We start from the raw sequence: 19,421 nt of genomic DNA on the forward strand, positions 1-19,421 counted from the left end.
AACCCCTAACCCCTAACCCCTATTTTAAAATCTATACTGCACTCTCAACGAAATATTTCTTCCCATTTCGTCGGTAAAATATCTGAAGCGATTCATATAGTCTCGATAAGATTTGTTGAGCAGATTACTTACACCCAGACCGAAAGTGAAATTTTTGTAAGGATACGAAGCATTCATACTCCACAAACTATAACCAGAAGGAGGTGCCAAGAAATCACTATTGGCTTCTACGCGAGTTTGACGAGCTACTAATAAATTGGTTAGACTCACATAAGCTTGATTTTTCCCAAAAGTATAACGCAGACTACTCTCCAAACGGTCGGCAGGAATATTGACCATATAAACATCGTTGCGAGTATCTTTGGCTCTTACCATTGAGTATTTTTCAGTAATGGTAAAATGTTTTGAAATCAAATATTTGACAGATGCATCTATACCTGCAAAACGAGCGTCCACCTGCGTGTAATCAAAAGCTGGAAATGCACCTCTTACCGACAATACTGTTTGGATTTCGCCATTTTCTACACGAGGTTTTAGGTAAATAAAGTCGTTGATTAAGTTCAAATATGGGCTAATCTCCCATGCCCACTTGCTTCCAGAGTATTCGGCAGAAACTGAAAAATTATGTGCTACTTCAGGCTGTAGATTTATATTGCCTTTTTCGTAAGCTGCTGCACCATGGTGTACTCCATTAGAGAATAATTCATTCATATTAGGTGCACGCCAAGCAATAGCCGCATTTCCTCTAATCGATAATGACTCCGAACTATTCCATGCAAAGCCAATTGTTGAGGAAGCATTATTAAAGGTGAAAGAATAGTTGAATAATTTACTAGAAGCATCTAATCCATAAGCATCTGAGGAGCGAATATCGTAACGCAGACCACCTTCAAGTTCCCAACGATTTTTAACCCAACGTTCAATCAAAAAGATTCCTCCACTTTTAGTCTGATAGTTTGGAATTAATACGGTATTGATAAGCGGTTTGGTGAGTTCGTATGAAGAAGAAAGGTTTTCTTGATACATACCACTTGCGCCAACTGTACCACTTAGTGTATTCCAAAGCGGTTTGTGGTCGAGCAATAGCTCAGCTTGGTAAGTCGTGAGTTTAAAATTGAGCGTATTCAATGTCCGATTTCCTCTTGGTACATCATACTCCAAACGCCAGTCATATTGGCGAGAAAGAGTCAGTTGCCACTTTCCAAGATTTTCACTTACTAAAAAAGATTTTATTTTAAAGAGATTGTGCGCCAAATCCTGATTAGGACGATTGATGGTATAGCTCGCCGAAGTAGGCGTGTAGTCACTATTGGGACGTGAACTATTAATGGCAGAGAGTAAGTCTGTAATATTGCCGATATGCGAACCAGAAAAGATTCCTAATTGAGTGTCAAAGTAGCTAAAATAGGCTTCTGTTCCCCAGTGAGCGGTATTATAACCAACTGTTGCCGAAAAATTTCGTTCCTGAATCCCAGTATTGGCTAAATAATAATCGGCAGTTTTGATGTCGGCACCTCTTTTGTAAGTGCCTTGTAAACGCCACGCCCAGCCTTTTTTCTTCGGAAACCCTCCCTCAATAATTCCAGAGGCAATCCCTTGCTGACCATTAGAAAAACCTACCAAATTGGCTTCACCATGAATCGCTGCCGAATCGGGTAGGGGATTTGGCTCTACCATAATAACGCCAGCAATAGCATCGGAGCCATAGCGAACACCCGCAGCACCTTTAATGACCGTAAGTTTTTGTGCCATAAACGGGTCAATTTCGGGAGCATGCTCGCTACCCCACTGTTGCCCTTCCTGACGAATCCCGTTATTAAGAATCAATACACGATTTGAGTGCATCCCATGAATTACGGGTTTGGCAATACTACTACCTGTTTGAAGTGTGGTTACGCCTGTTGCAGCTTTGAGGGCTTCGCCAAGACTTTGTCCACGAGTTTCGGCAAGATCGCTACCTTCAATAACTGATTTGGCTTTGGTTTGATTTTCGGTTTTTTTTCCTGAAACTACTACTTCTTGCAAATGTTCGTCATCGTTGGCAAGGGTAAGCTCTTTAGAATGCTCTTGAGTTAAGTTAATGGGAACCTCTATCTTTTGGAAACCCACCGCCTGACATACAAGCGTGTAAGCACCCTGACAAAGTTTTGGAAATTGATACTCACCTTTGGCATCGGTGAATACAGCATATTTTGTGCCTTTCAAATACACCACAGCCCCTGGAATTGGATTGTGTGCATTGGTCTCGTGTACGACACCTTTGAGAGTACAGTTACAATTAGTTGTATTTTGTGCAATAATGTTCAACCCAAAGCTGAGCAATACCGTAAGTATAAAAAAAAGTTTTTTCACGTTTGTCGATAATTGTTGGTAAACAAAGATAATAATTGGCAGGCTAATAATTGCAACAAAGTTGCAATTAAAGAGATTCTGAAATTTGGATATTTTTAAGAAGAGAGGAGATTTTTGTTTAACTTTTTAAGGGTATAAACTTAAACAAAATGCTTTGTTTAATAAAATTGGCTTGTTGTTAAACTTTTTTCTAAATTTTTGAACTTTTTTAGGCATTTCTGAAACTTGCAGTTTTTTGATAAATACTTGATTTAAGCCTTATTGGCTATTAATTCTAATTGAATTTTAATATAAAATTTATTCGAAAAAGTTTTGAAGTTTGTTTAATGTTGTAATATATTTGTTAAACAAATCAACAAATAAACTCAACACGATTATGACTGCTATTGAATTTTCATTCCACATAGGTAGAGTTTCAAAGTCATTGAAACCGTTTGCTATGAAGTTGACTAGAGATTACGAAGATGCAAATGATTTGTTACAGGACACTTTGTTGAAGGCATTCACCAACAGAGATAAATATACAGAAGGTACCAACTTGAAAGCATGGTTGTACACTATCATGAAAAATACTTTTATTACGAATTATCAAAAAATGGTTCGTAAAAATACCTTCATTGATACTTCTGATAACTTGCATTATATCAACTCTTTAGAATCAAGCACCGACAACAGTGCAGCAAGTGCTTTTGCTCTTAATGATATAGAAAATGCCGTTAAATCGTTAGATGAGGCATATCGTATGCCTTTTGTGATGTATTTCAGAGGCTTTAAATACCATGAAATAGCCGACAAATTGAACATTCCAATTGGTACTGTTAAGAATCGTATTCATATAGCCAGAAAGGAATTAAAAGATAAGCTTCACATGTATGCTTATTGGAATTAAGGCTTAAACGTTGTAACTTGGTGCCTAAAATTAATTAGGACAAGTCGTTCTAGCTGGAGTTACACTTCATCAACACCAAAAGTATTGACTCCAAAAACGACAATTGTGAAATAATTGATTAGTTTTTTGGTTAACAGAAGAAAGTTGCAAAGGGTCGAGCGCTTGCTCGACTTTTTTGTTTTTGTTTAATTTTTAAAAACTAAACCTTTTACAAAACATTCTTTAGGCTTCTCAGTTTATTACAGTATAAAGTTTCTATTCTAAGATTTCTCAATACCATTTTACAAGAATTGCACAACGAAATAAAATTCCTACGTAGATTTAGACGTAAAAGGTAAAATTGTATCGTATGGCATTAGTTTGACTAGACACTTTCTATCTCAATCACTCTTAAGAACTTTAACTACCTAAAAGTATCTATCTCAAAACCACAAACAGAATAATTGCTGATTTGGATACTTAAACAAAACTATACATGAAAAAAGTAATTGTAATTGGAGCGGGATTTTCGGGTTTAGCCGCCGCAACTGGCTTGGCCGATAAAGGTTATGACGTTACGATTCTAGAAAAAAATAGCATGGCGGGTGGTCGTGCAAGAGTTTTTGAGGCAGAGGGTTTTACATTTGATATGGGACCAAGTTGGTATTGGATGCCTGATATTTTTGACAACTATTTTGCCAAGTTCAACAAAAAAACTTCTGATTATTATGATTTAGTGCGTCTTGACCCTTCGTACGCTGTGATTTTGGAAGGAAACGAAACCATCGCATTACCTGCTGGAGTCGATAAGCTTGAAGCGTTATTTGAAGAAATGGAGTCTGGTAGTGGTGCAAAGTTTAGAGAGTTTCTTCGACAAGCCGAATACAAATACGAAGTAGGGATCAATAAGTTTGTTTGGAAACCTTCTCGTAGTATTTCAGAATTTGTAAGTGTAAAACTATTATATGATGTAGTTCGATTAGACGTATTTCAGTCTTTTGCTAAGCATATTCGTAAGTTTTTTACAGACGATAAAATATTAAAATTGATGGAGTTTCCTATTCTGTTTTTGGGAGCTACGCCCGAAAATACTCCAGCAATGTATAGCTTGATGAATTACGCCGAAATGCAATTAGGCACATGGTATCCGATGGGGGGTATGCACAAAATTGTACAAGGAATGGTAGCATTGGCAGAAGAGAAAGGTGTAAAAATATCCTATAATCAGGAGGTAGAAAAGGTAGTAGTAAACAATGGCATAGCCAAACAAGTTATTACTAATCAAGGTACTTTTGATGCTGATGCCGTAGTAGCTAGTGCTGACTATCATCATGTTGAGGATAAAATTTTAGGACAAAAGTATCGAAACTACGATGAAGAGTATTGGGATAAACGAGTGATGGCTCCATCGTCTTTATTGTTTTATTTGGGGGTCAACAAGCGTATTCCAAAGTTGTTACACCATAATTTATTTTTTGACGAAGATTTTAGTCTTCATGCACACGAAATTTATACTGAACCGAAATGGCCTTCGAAGCCCTTATTTTATGCTTCAGCACCTTCAGTAACAGATAGTAGTGTTGCCCCTGAGGGTTGTGAAAATATATTCTTATTAATTCCTGTAGCTCCAGATTTGGAAGATACAGATGAAATGAGAGAAAAATATTATGATATTTTGATGGAGCGTCTTGAAAAATACTGCGGTACCTCGATTCGAGATGCTGTAGTTTATAAAAGAAGCTATGCACATCATGATTTCAAGCAAGATTATCATGCTTTCAAAGGTAATGCGTATGGTTTGGCAAACACCCTAATGCAAACAGCTTTGTTGAAGCCAACCTTGAAAAATAAAAAGATACAAAACTTTTATTATACAGGTCAGCTGACAGTGCCAGGTCCTGGAGTTCCGCCCTCTCTGATATCAGGCTTATTAGTAGCTAACGAATTGGATAAGGAGATGCGATAGAAAAATCACCCAACCACATACTTACTAAACATTACTAAATCACTTTTAAACCTTTAACGGCAAAAAGGCTTTGGCTTTGATGCAATGATGCTTTAAGGACATGATGGATTTGTATAACACCACGACTTTCGAATGTAGTAAGCTCATCACTGAGTATTACAGTACTTCGTTTACACTAGGTATCAAAACGCTCGACAAGCGTTTTCATTTCCCTATTTATGCGATTTATGGCTTCGTACGCTATGCCGACGAGATTGTGGATACTTTCCATGGTTTTGATAAAAAAACGTTGTTGAGCACTTTTAGAGATGATACTTTTAAGGCAATTGAAGATAAAATTAGCCTTAATCCAGTAATACATTCGTTTCAAATGGTGGTAAATGAATATCAAATCGACCATGATTTGATTAAGGCATTTTTACACTCTATGGAAATGGATTTGTATCAATCAGAATATAATCAAGTGGGCTACGAAGAGTATATTTACGGCTCAGCAGAGGTGGTGGGCTTGATGTGTTTAAGAGTATTTTGTGAAGGAAACAACGAGATGTACCAAGCGCTGAAGGATGATGCCAGAAGTCTAGGTTCGGCATTTCAAAAGGTAAATTTCTTGCGTGATATTAAATCAGATTTTCAGGAAAGAGGTAGAACTTATTTTCCTAATGTAGATTTTACCAATTTTACTCTTAAGGATAAACAACTTATTGAGGATGATATTCAGGCCGATTTTGATGCTGCTTACAGAGGTATCATGAATTTGCCTAAAGGTGCCAAAGCAGGCGTGTACTTAGCTTACAAATATTATCTTCGTTTGTTTGATAAAATAAAAGGTTGTCCAGCATCAAAAATTCAGAATGAGAGAATTAGAGTGCCTGATTTTCAGAAGGTTGCTTTGCTTGCAAAAACCTATTTTCAGTTTAGGTTAAATGTGCTTTAATGAGTTAGGTATATTTTATTATGATGGCTAATTGAGTGGTTATTGCCAGTATAGATGCCATATCTTGAATTCCAAACTAATTTTAGCGTGAAAAAAGGCGGTCGAAAATTGTTTTTCGATCGCCTTTTTCATGCTACTATGCTATGTCGGACTCGGCTTAAGACGCAAAGCATTGCGTCTCTGCTGTGAATACAAATTGAAAATTAATCACTCAACCACTCATTCACAATTCACTCAATAACATTGATTACATCAATGTATCCCAAAGTAAATACATATTAAAAGCAATAATTATAATCGATACTACCCACGAAGTTATTTGTACCAATTTCGAGTTGGCAAATTCTCCCATTTTCTTCTTAGAACTTGTAAACATCACAAGTGGGACTACCGCAAAACTCAATTGAAGCGATAGTATTACCTGACTCAAAACCAATAACTCTCCCGTTCCTTTTTCTCCGTAAATCAAGGTTACAATCAATGCTGGAATGACTGCTAGTAAACGAGTGATTAGGCGACGTAACCAAGGTTTTAAATGTAAGTTTAAAAAACCTTCCATCACAATTTGTCCAGCCAAGGTACCTGTCAAAGTAGAATTTTGTCCTGAAGCTAATAAGGCTACCGCAAAACAAATACCTGCCATTTTTACACCTAATACAGGGTCGAGCAAGTGATAGGCATCATGTATATCTGCTACTTGTTGGTTGCCAGAAGTGTGAAAAGCCGCCGCCGATACAATCAGAATGGCAGCGTTGATAAAAAAGGCAAATCCAAGTGAAATAGTAGAATCAATCGTAGCAAATTTGATTGCAGAACGCTTTCCTTCAGCCGATTTTTCAAAATCACGTGTTTGTACAATACTTGAATGCAAGTACAAATTGTGTGGCATTACTGTAGCACCCAAAATCCCAATGGCTACATAGAGCATATCTGGGTTTAAAATGATTTCCTTTTTTGGAACAAGATTACCTACAATCTGAGAAAACGAAGGATGTGAAACGGCTATTTCGTAAGAAAAACAAAGGAAAATCATGAATATCAAGGCCGCTACAATACTTTCCAGCATTCTGAACCCTTTGTTTTGGAAATATAACAATACTAAAACGTCTAATACCGTCACTACAACTCCAATACTTAGAGGCATTCCGAATAGCAGATTTAGAGCAATGGCAGAGCCAATTACCTCGGCTAAGTCACAAGCAGCAATGGCAATTTCACACAGTAACCACAAGGCGATAACCGTGGGTTTTGAGTAAGCATCACGACACGCTTGAGCAAGATCTTTGCCTGTGGCAATTCCTAATTTGAGCGATAAATGTTGTAAAAGCATCGCAAACAAATTAGAAATGAGAATAACTGAAAGAAGAGTATATCCAAATTTGGAGCCACCAGCTATGTCAGTAGCCCAGTTACCTGGGTCCATATAGCCAACGGCGACCATTAATCCTGGTCCTGTAAATGCCCAAAGCTTACGCCAGAACGAACCCGTTTTGGGTACATCTATCGAGGCATATACTTCAGGGAGAGAAGGTGTTACTTGTTCATTTTTCCAACTCATAGTTTTGGTAATATTAGGTTTTAATCTTTGAGAGTGTTTATGTATTGAGTAGCTGATTTCTAAGATTAAAATCTCAAAAAAACAGCTATTGGGTTTTTACAATCCATTTGAGGCTTTTAAGCTTTCGGAAAACTGTTTCTTACTTTTGAATCAAGGGCTAAGTAGTTATCCTAAACTTTGAGCTCCAAGCTATTACTAAATACTTAACAAACTTAAAATGTATTTTTTGTAATTCAAAACAAATTTTTAGATTAGTCTAAAATTTACTTTTGTTCAAGTAAAAAATTATCTTTGTATAAATTAAAAGCATAGTTAAAGGCTTAGTTTACTGAAAGAAGGATTTGTTTTTCATAAATCAAGTAATTGTATCTGTGTGATAAGTAAAAGGAAGGATGAAATTAATAATATATCTGTAGCATACTTTGACAGTATCTTTCTAATTATGCGTGCATTCCAATAACTGATATACTATTAACTAATAACTTTTTACTTAAATTCTAAATTTTGTTATTTGACAACTACTCATTTCTTTGGAAAACGCATCAACGAACCCTTTTCAAAGAAGTATAACTATAAAATTCATGCAAATCACTTCGTTCACAGAAGAAAACTACCTGAAAATAATCTATAAACTTTCTGCCGAAACCGATGCAGATATTAGTACCAATGCCGTAGCTGAACTCACACAGACTAAAGCGGCGTCGGTATCGGATATGCTTCGCAAATTGTCAGAAAAGCATTTGGTTAATTATCAAAAATACCAAGGGGTGCGTTTAACAGAAGCTGGCGAACAGGTGGCACTCAAAGTGATTCGTAAGCATCGTTTATGGGAAGTGTTTCTGGTAGAAAAATTGGGTTTTAATTGGGACGAGGTACACGATATTGCTGAGCAATTAGAGCATATAGACTCAGAGGAGTTGGTTGAAAAGTTAGATGAGTTTTTGGGTTTTCCTAAGTTTGACCCACATGGTGACCCTATTCCAGATCCTAATGGAAGAATGCCCAAACTGACTTATCAAAATTTATCAGAAGTCAAACAAGGAGAGCGCGTGTTGATGATGGGTGTTTCGGAGCACTCTTCTGCATTTTTGCAGTATGTAGCCAAATTAGGCATAAGTCTAGGTTCGGAATTGTACATTTTAGAAATCAATGATTTTGATAAGTCTTTATCTGTACAAATAGCCCAAGCCAATCCACAATTTATGAGTCATGAAGTAGCTAAAAACCTTTTGGTAAAGGTGGTAAAATAAAACATGAGACATTGAGAAATGAGTGATTTAGTGGTTGAGTGAATGAGCGATTATGTTAAAAATTATATTCTATCAGTAAAGACGTAAAGCATTGTGTCTCTACCAGTAAAATTCTAATGAAAACAATCACTCATTCGCTCAACCACTAAATCACTCAATATAAAAGCTTCCCTTGCATTTCGTCTTTCAAATTTACCCCACTGATTTGCTGTGTTTTCATTTCGGTGAGTAAATAGAGTATTTTTTCGATAGCCGCAGGATAATTCAACCCTTCAGGACGAATATTAGATACACAGTTTCTTCTTTCATCGGTAATGCCTACACTCGGCTGATATGTCAAATAAGCTCCCATACTATCTGGAGAACTCAGTCCGGGGCGCTCACCAATCAAAATAAGTACTATTTCAGCTTTGAAGGCACTCGCTATTTCATCAGCGACGGCTACTCGGCCTTGTTCTACCAAAGCAATAGGAGCAATACGCCAATGATGCTGAATCAATACATTCAATAAACCATTTACCACAGGTATAGCATGAGTATTTACGGCATTGGCAGATAAACCATCAGCCACGACAATAGCAATATCCTGAGGCGTATCAACTATGTCCTTTAATATTTGTTTGGACGGATCAGACAATTGCCTTCCCCAATCTGGACGCTGTAAATATTGCGCACGAGTATTAGCCTTGCTTTGTAATACAACAGTCTCATGCAAAATTCTATCTTGAATATTTTGTATGTCTAAAGAAGAATACACAGCATCACGCGCCTGAGCATGGTCAGCCTGAAACTGGAGGAGTTCTTTGGTAGGTAAGCTATGTCCAGCACGTCCGCGAGCGATACGAGCAGAGGTATAGCTTTGCAAAAAATCCCAAATATCAGTCTGAACCAGTTGTTTTTCTGTTGTCATAATTCATTTAGTGATTTGTGAATGAGTGATTTATTGAGTGAAACGACAATAAATATAGGTTATTTATATTTGAGAATTGAGTTTCACAAGTGGCACGTACTTGTGTAGTTAGATTTTGTGAAAAATAAAGGTATCTTTCTATATTTCCGAAATCAGAAATCCCCAATCTACAATAGTTTGAAAAGCTCTGACCACTCAGTCACAAATCACTAATTTACTCAATTAATGCAATGGTAATTTCTTAATCATACCACCTTTTACGTCGTTGAGACTTTGCTGTACGACGAAGGCAGTTGGGTCAATATTTTCGATTTCGTTGGTGAGTTTTTGGATTTCCAAACGAGTCAATACCGTATAAACTACATCCAAGTCTTCATCTTTACGCCCTCTTTTACCAAAACCTCTTTTCGCTTTAAAAATCGTTACACCACGTCCGAGTTGTTCGATAATCATCACTCTGATTTCTTCACTTTTTTCAGAAATAATTGTCACACCCGTGTATTCCTCAATACCATGAATCAAAAAGTCAATCGTTTTTGAAGCCGACAAATAAGTAAGCATGGCATACAAAGCTGTTTCGATATTAATTAAGAAAGCAGCAACTGAGAAAATCAACACGTTGATAATAATAATGACGTCACCTACCGATAAAACCGTTTTACGGCTAATATACAAGGCTAATACTTCGGTTCCGTCCAATACGCCACCACCTCTGATAGACATACCAATACCAGCCCCTAGGAAGAACCCTCCAAATATCGCAATCAGGAGTTTGTCAGAAGTAACGAGGGGGATTTCGATAAAAGCGATACAGATCGCAAGCCCAACAATACCTAAAAGTGTTTTGATAGCAAAAAATTTAGATACTTGGCTATACGCTAAAAATATAAACGGAAGGTTTACGATAACAATTAAATAAGGAAGCGGAATATCAGTTGTGATGTTAATCAACAAAGACATACCCATTACGCCCCCATCCAAAAAGCTATTGGGAAGTAAAAATCCTTTGAGACCAATTCCTGCGAGTAACACACCTAAGGCAATCAGAGAAACGTTCTTGACGCTTTGTGCAGGGTTATATTCATTAATGCCTAGGGTTTTGAGGAGAATTTTTTGTACCATTGTAGATGTGAATAGGGTTTTTACAGTTTCCTTTATGCGTTAAGCTGGCATACCCATGTGTATGTTCAAGTCGAAGATACTCGCATCCGTCAATCACCACAACGGTGTATTCAGGGACGGACTCTTTTATTTTCTTGACATTTTCTAAAGATTTTTCCTGAATTTGATCACAGCTTAAAGTAGCTAAGCTAAGTAATACAAGAATACTTTTTGAAATGAGACTTTTCATACAAATGGAGGGTTTGACTGCTTAACGTATATTAGTAACGCTGATTTTGGAGTAATAACTCCGTGGATTACCCTATTCTAATAGTATTCTAATATGAGATAAAGTTAAAAGTTACTGGTGTAACCGTTAGTGGAAAGTGTTCGTAATCAGAAGAATACTATCAATATAAGTAATCGTGCAGAATAAGATTTAAGTTATGTGTTTAGGCACTAGGCAATAGGCACAGAGTGTTAAAATATTTTTTATTACCCACAGCCATACTTTTTTCCAAAACCCACCGTCGAAAGCCGTTACCTGAAAGCCTCAAGCATAATCTTAAGTTTAATTTTGCCCACTAACTTAAGTAAATTCGCCATATAAAATTGCATTAATACTAAGCCCCAAAGCTTTTTTGAATTCATTAGGTTACCGAATTAAAACTCTTTGCCTGTTGCCTAATTTACACAACTTAAGATATTGATTGTTGTAAAAGACGGTGTTCGCTAGAGATACTTTTTAATCTAAAATTATCATCAACGATATTCATATTGAGTAGCCATTCTTCAAACTCAGGAGCTGGTTTTAGTCCTAATAAATGACGAATATAGAGAGCATCGTGAAATGATGTACTTTGGTAATGTAACATCACATCGTCAGCGCCAGGAACGCCCATGATAAAATTACAACCTGCCGTACCGAGTAATGTCAAGAGGGTATCCATATCATCTTGGTCGGCTTCGGCATGATTGGTATAGCAAACATCCACACCCATAGGTAAGCCCAATAATTTGGCACAAAAGTGATCTTCTAAGCCTGCTCGAATAATCTGTTTTCCATCAAATAAATACTCAGGTCCAATGAATCCCACCACAGTATTTACGAGTAGTGGATTAAAGTGGCGAGCCACCGCATAAGCTCTTGTTTCGCAAGTTTGCTGATCTAGCCCCCAGTGTGCATTGGCCGATAAGGCTGAGCCTTGCCCTGTTTCAAAATACATGAGATTATTACCGACTGTGCCACGATTGAGCGACAATCCTGCTTCATAACCTTCTTTTAATATGGCTAGATTTACCCCAAAAGAAGTATTGGTTGCTTCCGTACCTCCAATAGATTGAAATACTAAATCGATTGGGGCACCTCTTTCTATGGCTTTTATCGTTGTGGTAATATGACTCAAAATACAGGTTTGAATAGGAATATCAAATTTTTGACGGACACTATCCAACATCGAAACCAGTTGTATAACGGTAGGCACGCTATCGGTAGCAGGATTAATGCCAATGACGGCATCGCCATTGCCATAAAACAAACCATCAATCATACTGGCTGCTATGCCACGATAATCGTCAGTAGGGTGATTGGGCTGTAAACGCGTCGAAAAACGCCCTTTCAGGCCAATGGTATTTCTAAATTTGGTAACGACACTACATTTGGAGGCAACATTGATTAAATCTTGTACTCGCATCAGCTTAGATACTGCTGCTGCCATTTCGGGAGTTATGCCTTTACTGATTTGTTGTAAAACCTCCGTCGTGGTATTTTCGGATAAAAGGAAATTTCGAAAATCACCGACCGTCAAATGACTTATAGGGGAGAAGGCTGATAAATCATGTGTATCGATAATCAGACGAGTAACTTCATCTTTTTCGTAGGGAACAAGTGCTTCGTTGAGAAAAACCTTCAATGGAACTTCTGCCAAGGCCATTTGGGCGGCTACTCTTTCTTCGGCACTGTTGGCAGCCACACCAGCCAGTTCGTCTCCCGACCTTTTGGGGGTAGCTTTTGCCATAAGCGTTTTGAGGTCGGCAAATTGATAGGTTTTGTATTTAATCGTTTGTTGAAACATATCGTAAGACTGTGGTGACTTAAAGGAAGAGATTAATGAAAAAGAAGTCCTATGCTTCGTATTAAGGACATATTGCTTTTCTTTTTGACTTAATTTAAAAACTTTTTGAGTTTGATTCTGTTTTTCAATTGAATAAATTTATCCTCGAAGAGCTGATTAGACTAATCAGTCAATAAGAATTCTCCAAACATAACTTTTTCTATGTTATATTAAAACGTTATTTTTTGATGATAAATATCCTCTAATAACGAATACACTATTAACTGATAACTATTTTTACCTATAGCCAACAAAGCGTATGACAGGCGAACAAAATCCTGAAAAATTAGATAAAATCATTGAAGCGAGAATGAAACTCAAAGCTCGTTTTGAAGAGAAAATGAAGGAAACTCCATCTATGGCTGATCCAAATCCGATGGGACGAGGGCCAATCAATCGCCATGGAATGCCTCAAACACCCATAGGACAAACTATCACACAAAAGTGGCCTGTGCTTGACTTGGGTTATCATCCACAAATTCCGATGGACAAGTGGCGCTTAATTATTGATGGCGAAGTAGAGAATCCTGTGGCCCTGAAATGGGAGGACTTTTTGGCACTTCCTCAAACCGACGATATTTCTGATTTTCATTGTGTGACTACTTGGTCAAAACTAGATATGTCTTGGAGTGGCGTGCGTTTGATGGACTTGGCGGCTTTGGTGCAACCTAAAGAAACTGCCACGCATTTGATGTGTTATGGCTATGATACCTATACGACCAATATATCGTTGGAGGAGGCTCTCAAACCCGATGTGATGCTCGTACATACTGTCGAAGGAGAACCATTACCATTAGAACATGGAGGTCCTTTGCGTATGATTACCCCACAATTATATGCTTGGAAAGGCTCAAAATGGATCAAAAGAATCGAATTTTTATCTGCTAATAAGCTAGGTTTTTGGGAAGAAAGAGGGTACTCAAACACAGCCTATCCTTGGCGCAATGATAGATATAGTTAAGTGTTGAGTTTGGAGTGTAGAGTGCGGAGTTTTCATTAAGGTACAAATACTAATTGTGTGATTTGTAATTGAGTGGTTGAGTGATTATTTTCTATTTGAATTTTACTTGTAGCGACGCAATGCTTTGCATTTAAGTACAAATTTTAAAATAATCACTCAACTATCAAATCACTCAATCGCGACATTATGCTTTTCCTCTATTCCAGCGCTGAGCTATTTGGATAGAATAATCTACAAAAGCTTTTACTGAATTTTCGTAAACCGTATTGTCATTGGCTAATTCGCCATTTTCGTTGAGATTGATATGTGTTTCGTGCGATTCATAAATACGAGATGAAATCACAGAGTATTGATTCAAGAAATTGATGAGTTTACCCAACATAACCGTCATTTCAATGGCTGGTAGCTTACCGCCACGACCACTTGATACGCCAGCTAAGGCAAAGGTTTTTTCTCCAAAAAGATGTGCAAAATCTTTTCCTCCCAACTGATTCAATAAGTTAATTAATTCTGCATCTGGAAACCAGTTGTATTCGGGCATTACTATAAAAACTAAATCTGCTTTAGCCCAAGCGCCAATTAGTTTTTCTTGAAAAGCACTCAAGCTATCTTTTTTGATAAAACCCTGACCAAAAAATGGTACATCGTAATTTTCGAAGTCAACAATTTCGATTTGGTCAAAGCCTGCTTCTTGGCTAAGCGATTTTAAGTATTTTGAAAAACGAAGAGAACTACTGTTTTTTCTGGGTGAGGTCGATAAAATCGTAATATTCATGGTTGTATGAGTTATCAATAACCGTGGTTGTAGGTTAAATTAAAGTTGATTGTTAGATATTTGACTATTAAGTAAGTAACTCAACTCACTAGGGATAAGTTTACAAAAGTAGTTTTTTATGAAAAATATATGTCTACTACAAAGCCTGATATAAAGACATAGATTCTTACAAATGATTTGCTATCTTGTAATCAAACACAAAAATCTATTCAAAAATGAAAAATACATCTCGAAGAAATTTTATTGAAAAATCTCTCCAAGTAGCCACAGCTGGCACAGCCCTAACCGTTATGACACAAAGCAATTCTGAAGCAGCTGTACCAAAAGCACTTCCTATTTTTTCACATCACGTATTTTTTTGGTTGAAAGATAGCAAAGATAAAAAGGCTTACGACCAATTGCTTGCAGGTTTGAAAGGACTCGGTAAGATTGAGCAAATCAAACAAGCACATATCGGAAAGGCATCAATCAATGATTTTGATAAACCTGTTACAGATGCTTCTTATACATTCTCAGTACTATTATTATTTGCTTCAAAAGAGGATGAAGAGAAATATTTAGTGCACCCGCTTCACAAAAAATTTATTGAAGATCATAAACACTTGTGGTCAAAAGTAGTGGTGTATGACTCAATAGCACTCTAGTTTGAGGAAATAGCCACAAGGTGTGGTTATGCTAAAAATAGAAATATTTAGACTTGCCGATTGTGATAAATCTACACAATCGGCATTTTAATGCTGATTATGAAAGCAGAGGTTTAGTTTTTAAGTTATTTTAAAAAGTAAAGATAATTTTTGCCAGAAAAAGTAGTAGTTTTAAGCTAAAGTTGTCTATTCTCTTTTTTAAAAAGTACTAAACTATGTCTAATTCCTCAACGCAAAGTAATCAGTCTGCGCTCTACACGCTGGTAACAGTGTGGTTCTTTTGGAGTTTTGTAGCTGCTTCAAACGGTATTCTTATCCCACTATTCAAAGACAAATTCGAATTGCAACAATGGCAAGCTCAATTAGTAGACTTTGCCTTTTACGCTGCTTATTTCGTAGGTTCTATCCTCTATTTTGTGGTTTCTGGCATCATTAAAGGTGATGTGCTCAACAGAATTGGATACAAAAATGGTATCATTTATGGCTTGATTATTTCGGCTGTAGGTACAATTTTGTTTTATCCAGCTGCCGAACTAAAATCATTTCCAATTCTACTTTCAGCACTATTTATTGTAGGCTTAGGCTTTTCATTACAGCAAACCGCTACCCAGCCATTTATGATTGCTTTGGGTGACCCTGCCACAGGTGCACAACGTATCAACTTGGGAGGAGCTGTAAATAACCTTGGTGGTACCATTGGACCAGCTTTGATTAGCTATGCTATCTTTGGTTCGATTTCGGCTGACGCTGCCAAAAATGCTTCGATTGATTCGGTAAAAGCTCCTTACTTGATATTAGGAGTTGTATTTGCCTTATTCGCAGTATTTTTCAAACTATCAAAACTTCCACGTATCACTAATGACGAAGACGTAGAAATTGGGACAGGTGCCTTGAAATATCCGCAATTGTTGTTGGGTATGTCGGCTATCTTCGTATACGTAGGCGTTGAGGTGACTATTGGTAGTAACTTGGGTGAATATTTGAAAGTAACCGAAAACTTAGAGTCTTCGCAAATTGCTAAATACGTATCTCTTTTCTGGGGAAGTATGATGGTAGGTCGCTGGACTGCTTCAATCGGAAACTTTAATTTTAGCCAAAGCACTCAAACGATTCTAAAAGTAATCGTTCCGTTCGTCGCATTTGCCATTGTGTTAGGAGTAAATGCCTTAGGTGGTAGTGCTGTTCAAGACTTATTACCTTATGGTTTTTGTGTTGTTATGATGATTGCAGCATTCTTTGCTAGTCAAGAAAAACCAGTAAAAACGTTGTTGATTTACACAGCTTGTGGCGCATTAACATCGTTATTAGGTGTAATTTTTACAGGAAAAATTGCTTTGTTCTTATTGATTAGCGGAGGTTTATTCTGTTCAGTATTGTGGCCTTCGATTTTCTCATTGGGTACTGCTGGTTTGGGTAAATACACTAACCAAGGTGCAGCCTTCTTGATTATGATGATTTTGGGTGGTGCCGTTATTCCTGTTGTTCAAGGTATTCTAGCAGATAGCATTGGTATCCAGTTATCATATTTGTTGGCGGTAGCTTGTTTTGGTTACTTATTCTTCTTTGGTATTCGCGTTCAAGCCGTATTGCGCAAACAGAATATCGACTTTGATAAAGAAGTAGTCAAAAACACAGGTAAAGGACACTAGGTATTAATGTAGAATTATGAGTTGTGAATTGTGAATGTAAAATTTTAATTATCAATATCTTACATTTAAAATTGATTAAATATAATTTTGCGAGATAACTTGGTTTTAAACAGAAGTGTTACATAGAATTATATTTATTAACTCATCGCCAAATATTCCTCATGATGTTGAATTATCATAAAATAGGAAATGGCCCTAAAATCCTGCTCGCATTCCACGGAATCGGGCAGGATTTTTCGTGTTTCATGACCTTTGCTCAAACTTTTGCAGATAGATATACAACCTATCTTTTCGACCTGCCTTTTCATGGAAGCAATATCCATCAAACACCGTTTATGGTGACAAAGCAGCTGTGGAAAGATAGTCTAGTTCAATTTTTTGAAAATGAAAATATTCAAGAATTTGATGTAATAGGTTTTAGCATAGGGGGGCGTTTTGTGCTAGCTACTTTTGAAGCATTTGCTGAAAAAATAAATCAAGTACTGCTTTTAGCACCAGATGGTATAAAAGTAAACCCTTTGTATCGACTGGCTACAGGAAGTAAATTGGGGAGATGGGGCTTTAGACGAGTCATTGCACATCAGCCAACTTTTTTGAAAATGGGTAATTCTCTTCAAAAATTGGGAATAGTATCTAAAAGTACGGTTCGTATGGCCGATTTTATGTTAGGTACGCCACTCAAACAAAAGCAAATTTACCATGCTTGGGTAGGATTTAAAGAGCTACAATTTGACATCCCTAAGTTGACACAACTTGCACAAAGGTTTCAGACCAAGTTTAGCTTTTTTGTAGGAAAGTATGATCAAATACTTCCTCCTAAACAAATTTTACCCTTAAGTAAATATCTACAGAAACAACAAACTATTGTGCTTGATACAGGCCATACCAAATTGGTTGACAAGGTTGTAGCCTATTTAAAGAAAGAAGGTTTTTCTTCAAAAAACTGAACAATTGTGTTGATATAATCGTATATAGAATGATTAAGTAACTATACCCAATAAGTCTACTTTAATCTACAAAGGTAATTCACACATTATACCGAAAATCTATGAGCTATATTACTGCCATCGGAACAGCAGTTCCTTCTAATCGTTTTGCACAACTCGAAATCGCTGATTTCATGGCACGGTCATTAGAGTTGGACGAAATAGAAAAGCGTAAGCTCATAGCGCTTTATAGAAGTACCAAAATCCAATATCGTCACTCTGTTTTACCAGATTATGGTCTTCCTGTTGAATCTTATCAATTTTATCCTCATGCTCAAAATTTAGAACCATTCCCTTCGGTCGCACATCGCATGCAGGTCTATAAGCAAACCGCTCTACCACTTTGTGTGGAGGCTACGAAAGGCTTATCTCTTGAGGGGATTACTCATCTAATCACAGTAAGTTGTACAGGTATGTATGCTCCTGGGTTAGATATTGAGTTAGTACAAGCCTTGAGGTTACCAACCTATACGAAAAGAACTGCCATTAATTTCATGGGTTGCTATGGTGCTTTTAATGGCTTGAAAGTCGCTAATGATATATGTCTAGCCAATCCTGATGCCAAAGTTTTACTAGTTAGTGTCGAGCTGTGTACGCTTCATTTTCAGAAGAAAAAAGATGTAGATTTTTTACTTTCCAATGCACTATTCTCTGATGGAGCAGCAGCCGTGATTATTGAACCTAAGGCTCCTCATGAAAAGGTTTTGAAACTAGAATCTTTTTATTGTGACTTATTCATTGAAGGACAGTCAGATATGGCGTGGCACATTGCTGATTTTGGCTTTGAAATGACCTTAACTTCTTATGTTCCTCAATTAATAAAAAATGGTATCAATCAGTTAGTAGAGAACCTTCTGAAAGCGAACGGCACCCGCCGGGATGAAATACAATATTATGCCATTCATCCGGGGGGAAGAGCAATCTTGGAGTCCGTAGAGCTAGCGTTAGGGATAAGTTCATTGGATAATCAATATGCTTATGAGGTCTTACGGGATTATGGTAATATGTCTTCCACCACAATCCTCTTTGTGTTAAATAAGATTTTAGGGCAGGTAAATGAAGAAAATAAAGGCTGTAGAATTTTAAGTTGTGCTTTTGGTCCAGGATTGACAGTAGAGTCTTTAATAGCAAAAATGGGCGTTTAGATATGTTTTTCATCGATTATAAAACATTCACATCTTAACTTCATCTAGTAACCAAAAAAGATTAGTTTTGCTATAGATTCATAGATTTCTATGAGTCTATTTAGGAGCTCAATTATAATATTTGTCTTTTTCAATTACCGCCCCTCTTCTTAAGACAACCGCCGTCGAAATATATTGAATATCCTACTATGAATCATCTATGCAA

Annotated in this window: 16 protein-coding genes; 9 read left to right on the forward strand and 7 right to left on the reverse strand. The window is 36.9% G+C overall.

Features of this window, described 5'->3' with window-relative positions; all coding sequences use genetic code 11:
- Positions 1-24 precede the first annotated feature (24 nt).
- Entirely contained in the window at positions 25-2,352 is a 2,328-nt protein-coding gene (locus tag GVN22_RS17235) for a TonB-dependent receptor (RefSeq protein ID WP_166552259.1), read from the reverse strand.
- A 376-nt stretch (positions 2,353-2,728) separates the two neighbouring features.
- Between GVN22_RS17235 and GVN22_RS17240 the strand changes: the two genes are divergently transcribed.
- From GVN22_RS17240 to GVN22_RS17250, 3 genes are all read left to right on the forward strand, one after another.
- Positions 2,729-3,241, forward strand: coding sequence for an RNA polymerase sigma factor (locus GVN22_RS17240; RefSeq protein ID WP_166552260.1), 513 nt, complete (start codon positions 2,729-2,731; stop codon positions 3,239-3,241).
- Positions 3,242-3,716: 475 nt separating this feature from the next.
- A complete protein-coding gene (locus GVN22_RS17245; protein WP_166552261.1) occupies positions 3,717-5,186 on the forward strand; it encodes an NAD(P)/FAD-dependent oxidoreductase in 1,470 nt (489 codons plus the stop codon).
- A 100-nt stretch (positions 5,187-5,286) separates the two neighbouring features.
- A complete protein-coding gene (locus GVN22_RS17250; protein WP_166552262.1) occupies positions 5,287-6,123 on the forward strand; it encodes a phytoene/squalene synthase family protein in 837 nt (278 codons plus the stop codon).
- Positions 6,124-6,370: 247 nt separating this feature from the next.
- Here the strand turns inward: GVN22_RS17250 and GVN22_RS17255 are convergent, their stop codons facing one another.
- Entirely contained in the window at positions 6,371-7,681 is a 1,311-nt protein-coding gene (locus GVN22_RS17255; RefSeq protein ID WP_166552263.1) for an Nramp family divalent metal transporter, read from the reverse strand.
- 581 nt (positions 7,682-8,262) lie between these two features.
- On the opposite strand from GVN22_RS17255, the gene GVN22_RS17260 reads away from it, so the two are divergent.
- Positions 8,263-8,931 carry a metal-dependent transcriptional regulator gene (locus GVN22_RS17260; protein WP_205690939.1) on the forward strand — a complete coding sequence of 223 codons (669 nt, stop codon included), beginning with the start codon at positions 8,263-8,265 and terminating at the stop codon, positions 8,929-8,931.
- 154 nt (positions 8,932-9,085) lie between these two features.
- On the opposite strand, the gene eutC is transcribed toward GVN22_RS17260, so the two are convergent.
- The 4 genes from eutC to GVN22_RS17280 form a co-directional block, all read right to left on the reverse strand.
- Entirely contained in the window at positions 9,086-9,841 is a 756-nt protein-coding gene (eutC, locus tag GVN22_RS17265; RefSeq protein WP_166552264.1) for an ethanolamine ammonia-lyase subunit EutC, read from the reverse strand.
- A gap of 222 nt (positions 9,842-10,063) precedes the next feature.
- Entirely contained in the window at positions 10,064-10,963 is a 900-nt protein-coding gene (locus GVN22_RS17270; protein WP_166552265.1) for a YitT family protein, read from the reverse strand.
- Positions 10,926-11,192, reverse strand: coding sequence for a hypothetical protein (locus GVN22_RS17275; RefSeq protein ID WP_166552266.1), 267 nt, complete (start codon positions 11,190-11,192; stop codon positions 10,926-10,928). Before GVN22_RS17275 ends, GVN22_RS17270 begins: the two co-directional genes overlap by 38 nt.
- A gap of 448 nt (positions 11,193-11,640) precedes the next feature.
- The gene (locus GVN22_RS17280) at positions 11,641-13,017 is read right to left on the reverse strand and encodes an ethanolamine ammonia-lyase subunit EutB (protein WP_166552267.1); all 1,377 of its coding nucleotides are present in this window, start codon (positions 13,015-13,017) and stop codon (positions 11,641-11,643) included.
- A 298-nt stretch (positions 13,018-13,315) separates the two neighbouring features.
- Here GVN22_RS17280 and GVN22_RS17285 point away from each other — a divergent pair, with 298 nt between their 5' ends.
- Positions 13,316-14,017 carry a molybdopterin-dependent oxidoreductase gene (locus GVN22_RS17285; protein WP_166552268.1) on the forward strand — a complete coding sequence of 234 codons (702 nt, stop codon included), beginning with the start codon at positions 13,316-13,318 and terminating at the stop codon, positions 14,015-14,017.
- Positions 14,018-14,201: 184 nt separating this feature from the next.
- Here the strand turns inward: GVN22_RS17285 and GVN22_RS17290 are convergent, their stop codons facing one another.
- Complete coding sequence (locus GVN22_RS17290) at positions 14,202-14,792, reverse strand: NADPH-dependent FMN reductase (protein WP_166552269.1); 591 nt, start codon at positions 14,790-14,792, stop codon at positions 14,202-14,204.
- 215 nt (positions 14,793-15,007) lie between these two features.
- Here GVN22_RS17290 and GVN22_RS17295 point away from each other — a divergent pair, with 215 nt between their 5' ends.
- The 4 genes from GVN22_RS17295 (at position 15,008) to GVN22_RS17310 (ending at position 19,216) form a co-directional block, all read left to right on the forward strand.
- Positions 15,008-15,436 carry a Dabb family protein gene (locus GVN22_RS17295; protein WP_166552270.1) on the forward strand — a complete coding sequence of 143 codons (429 nt, stop codon included), beginning with the start codon at positions 15,008-15,010 and terminating at the stop codon, positions 15,434-15,436.
- 215 nt (positions 15,437-15,651) lie between these two features.
- Positions 15,652-17,085 (forward strand): MFS transporter, encoded by a 1,434-nt coding sequence (locus GVN22_RS17300; RefSeq protein WP_166552271.1) that lies wholly within the window; start codon positions 15,652-15,654, stop codon positions 17,083-17,085.
- 161 nt (positions 17,086-17,246) lie between these two features.
- Complete coding sequence (locus GVN22_RS17305; protein WP_166552272.1) at positions 17,247-18,032, forward strand: alpha/beta fold hydrolase; 786 nt, start codon at positions 17,247-17,249, stop codon at positions 18,030-18,032.
- A gap of 101 nt (positions 18,033-18,133) precedes the next feature.
- Entirely contained in the window at positions 18,134-19,216 is a 1,083-nt protein-coding gene (locus tag GVN22_RS17310; RefSeq protein WP_166552273.1) for a type III polyketide synthase, read from the forward strand.
- Positions 19,217-19,421 lie beyond the last annotated feature (205 nt).

The organism is Cellulophaga sp. BC115SP (assembly GCF_009905545.1).
Lineage (GTDB): Bacteria > Bacteroidota > Bacteroidia > Cytophagales > Spirosomataceae > Flectobacillus > Flectobacillus rivi.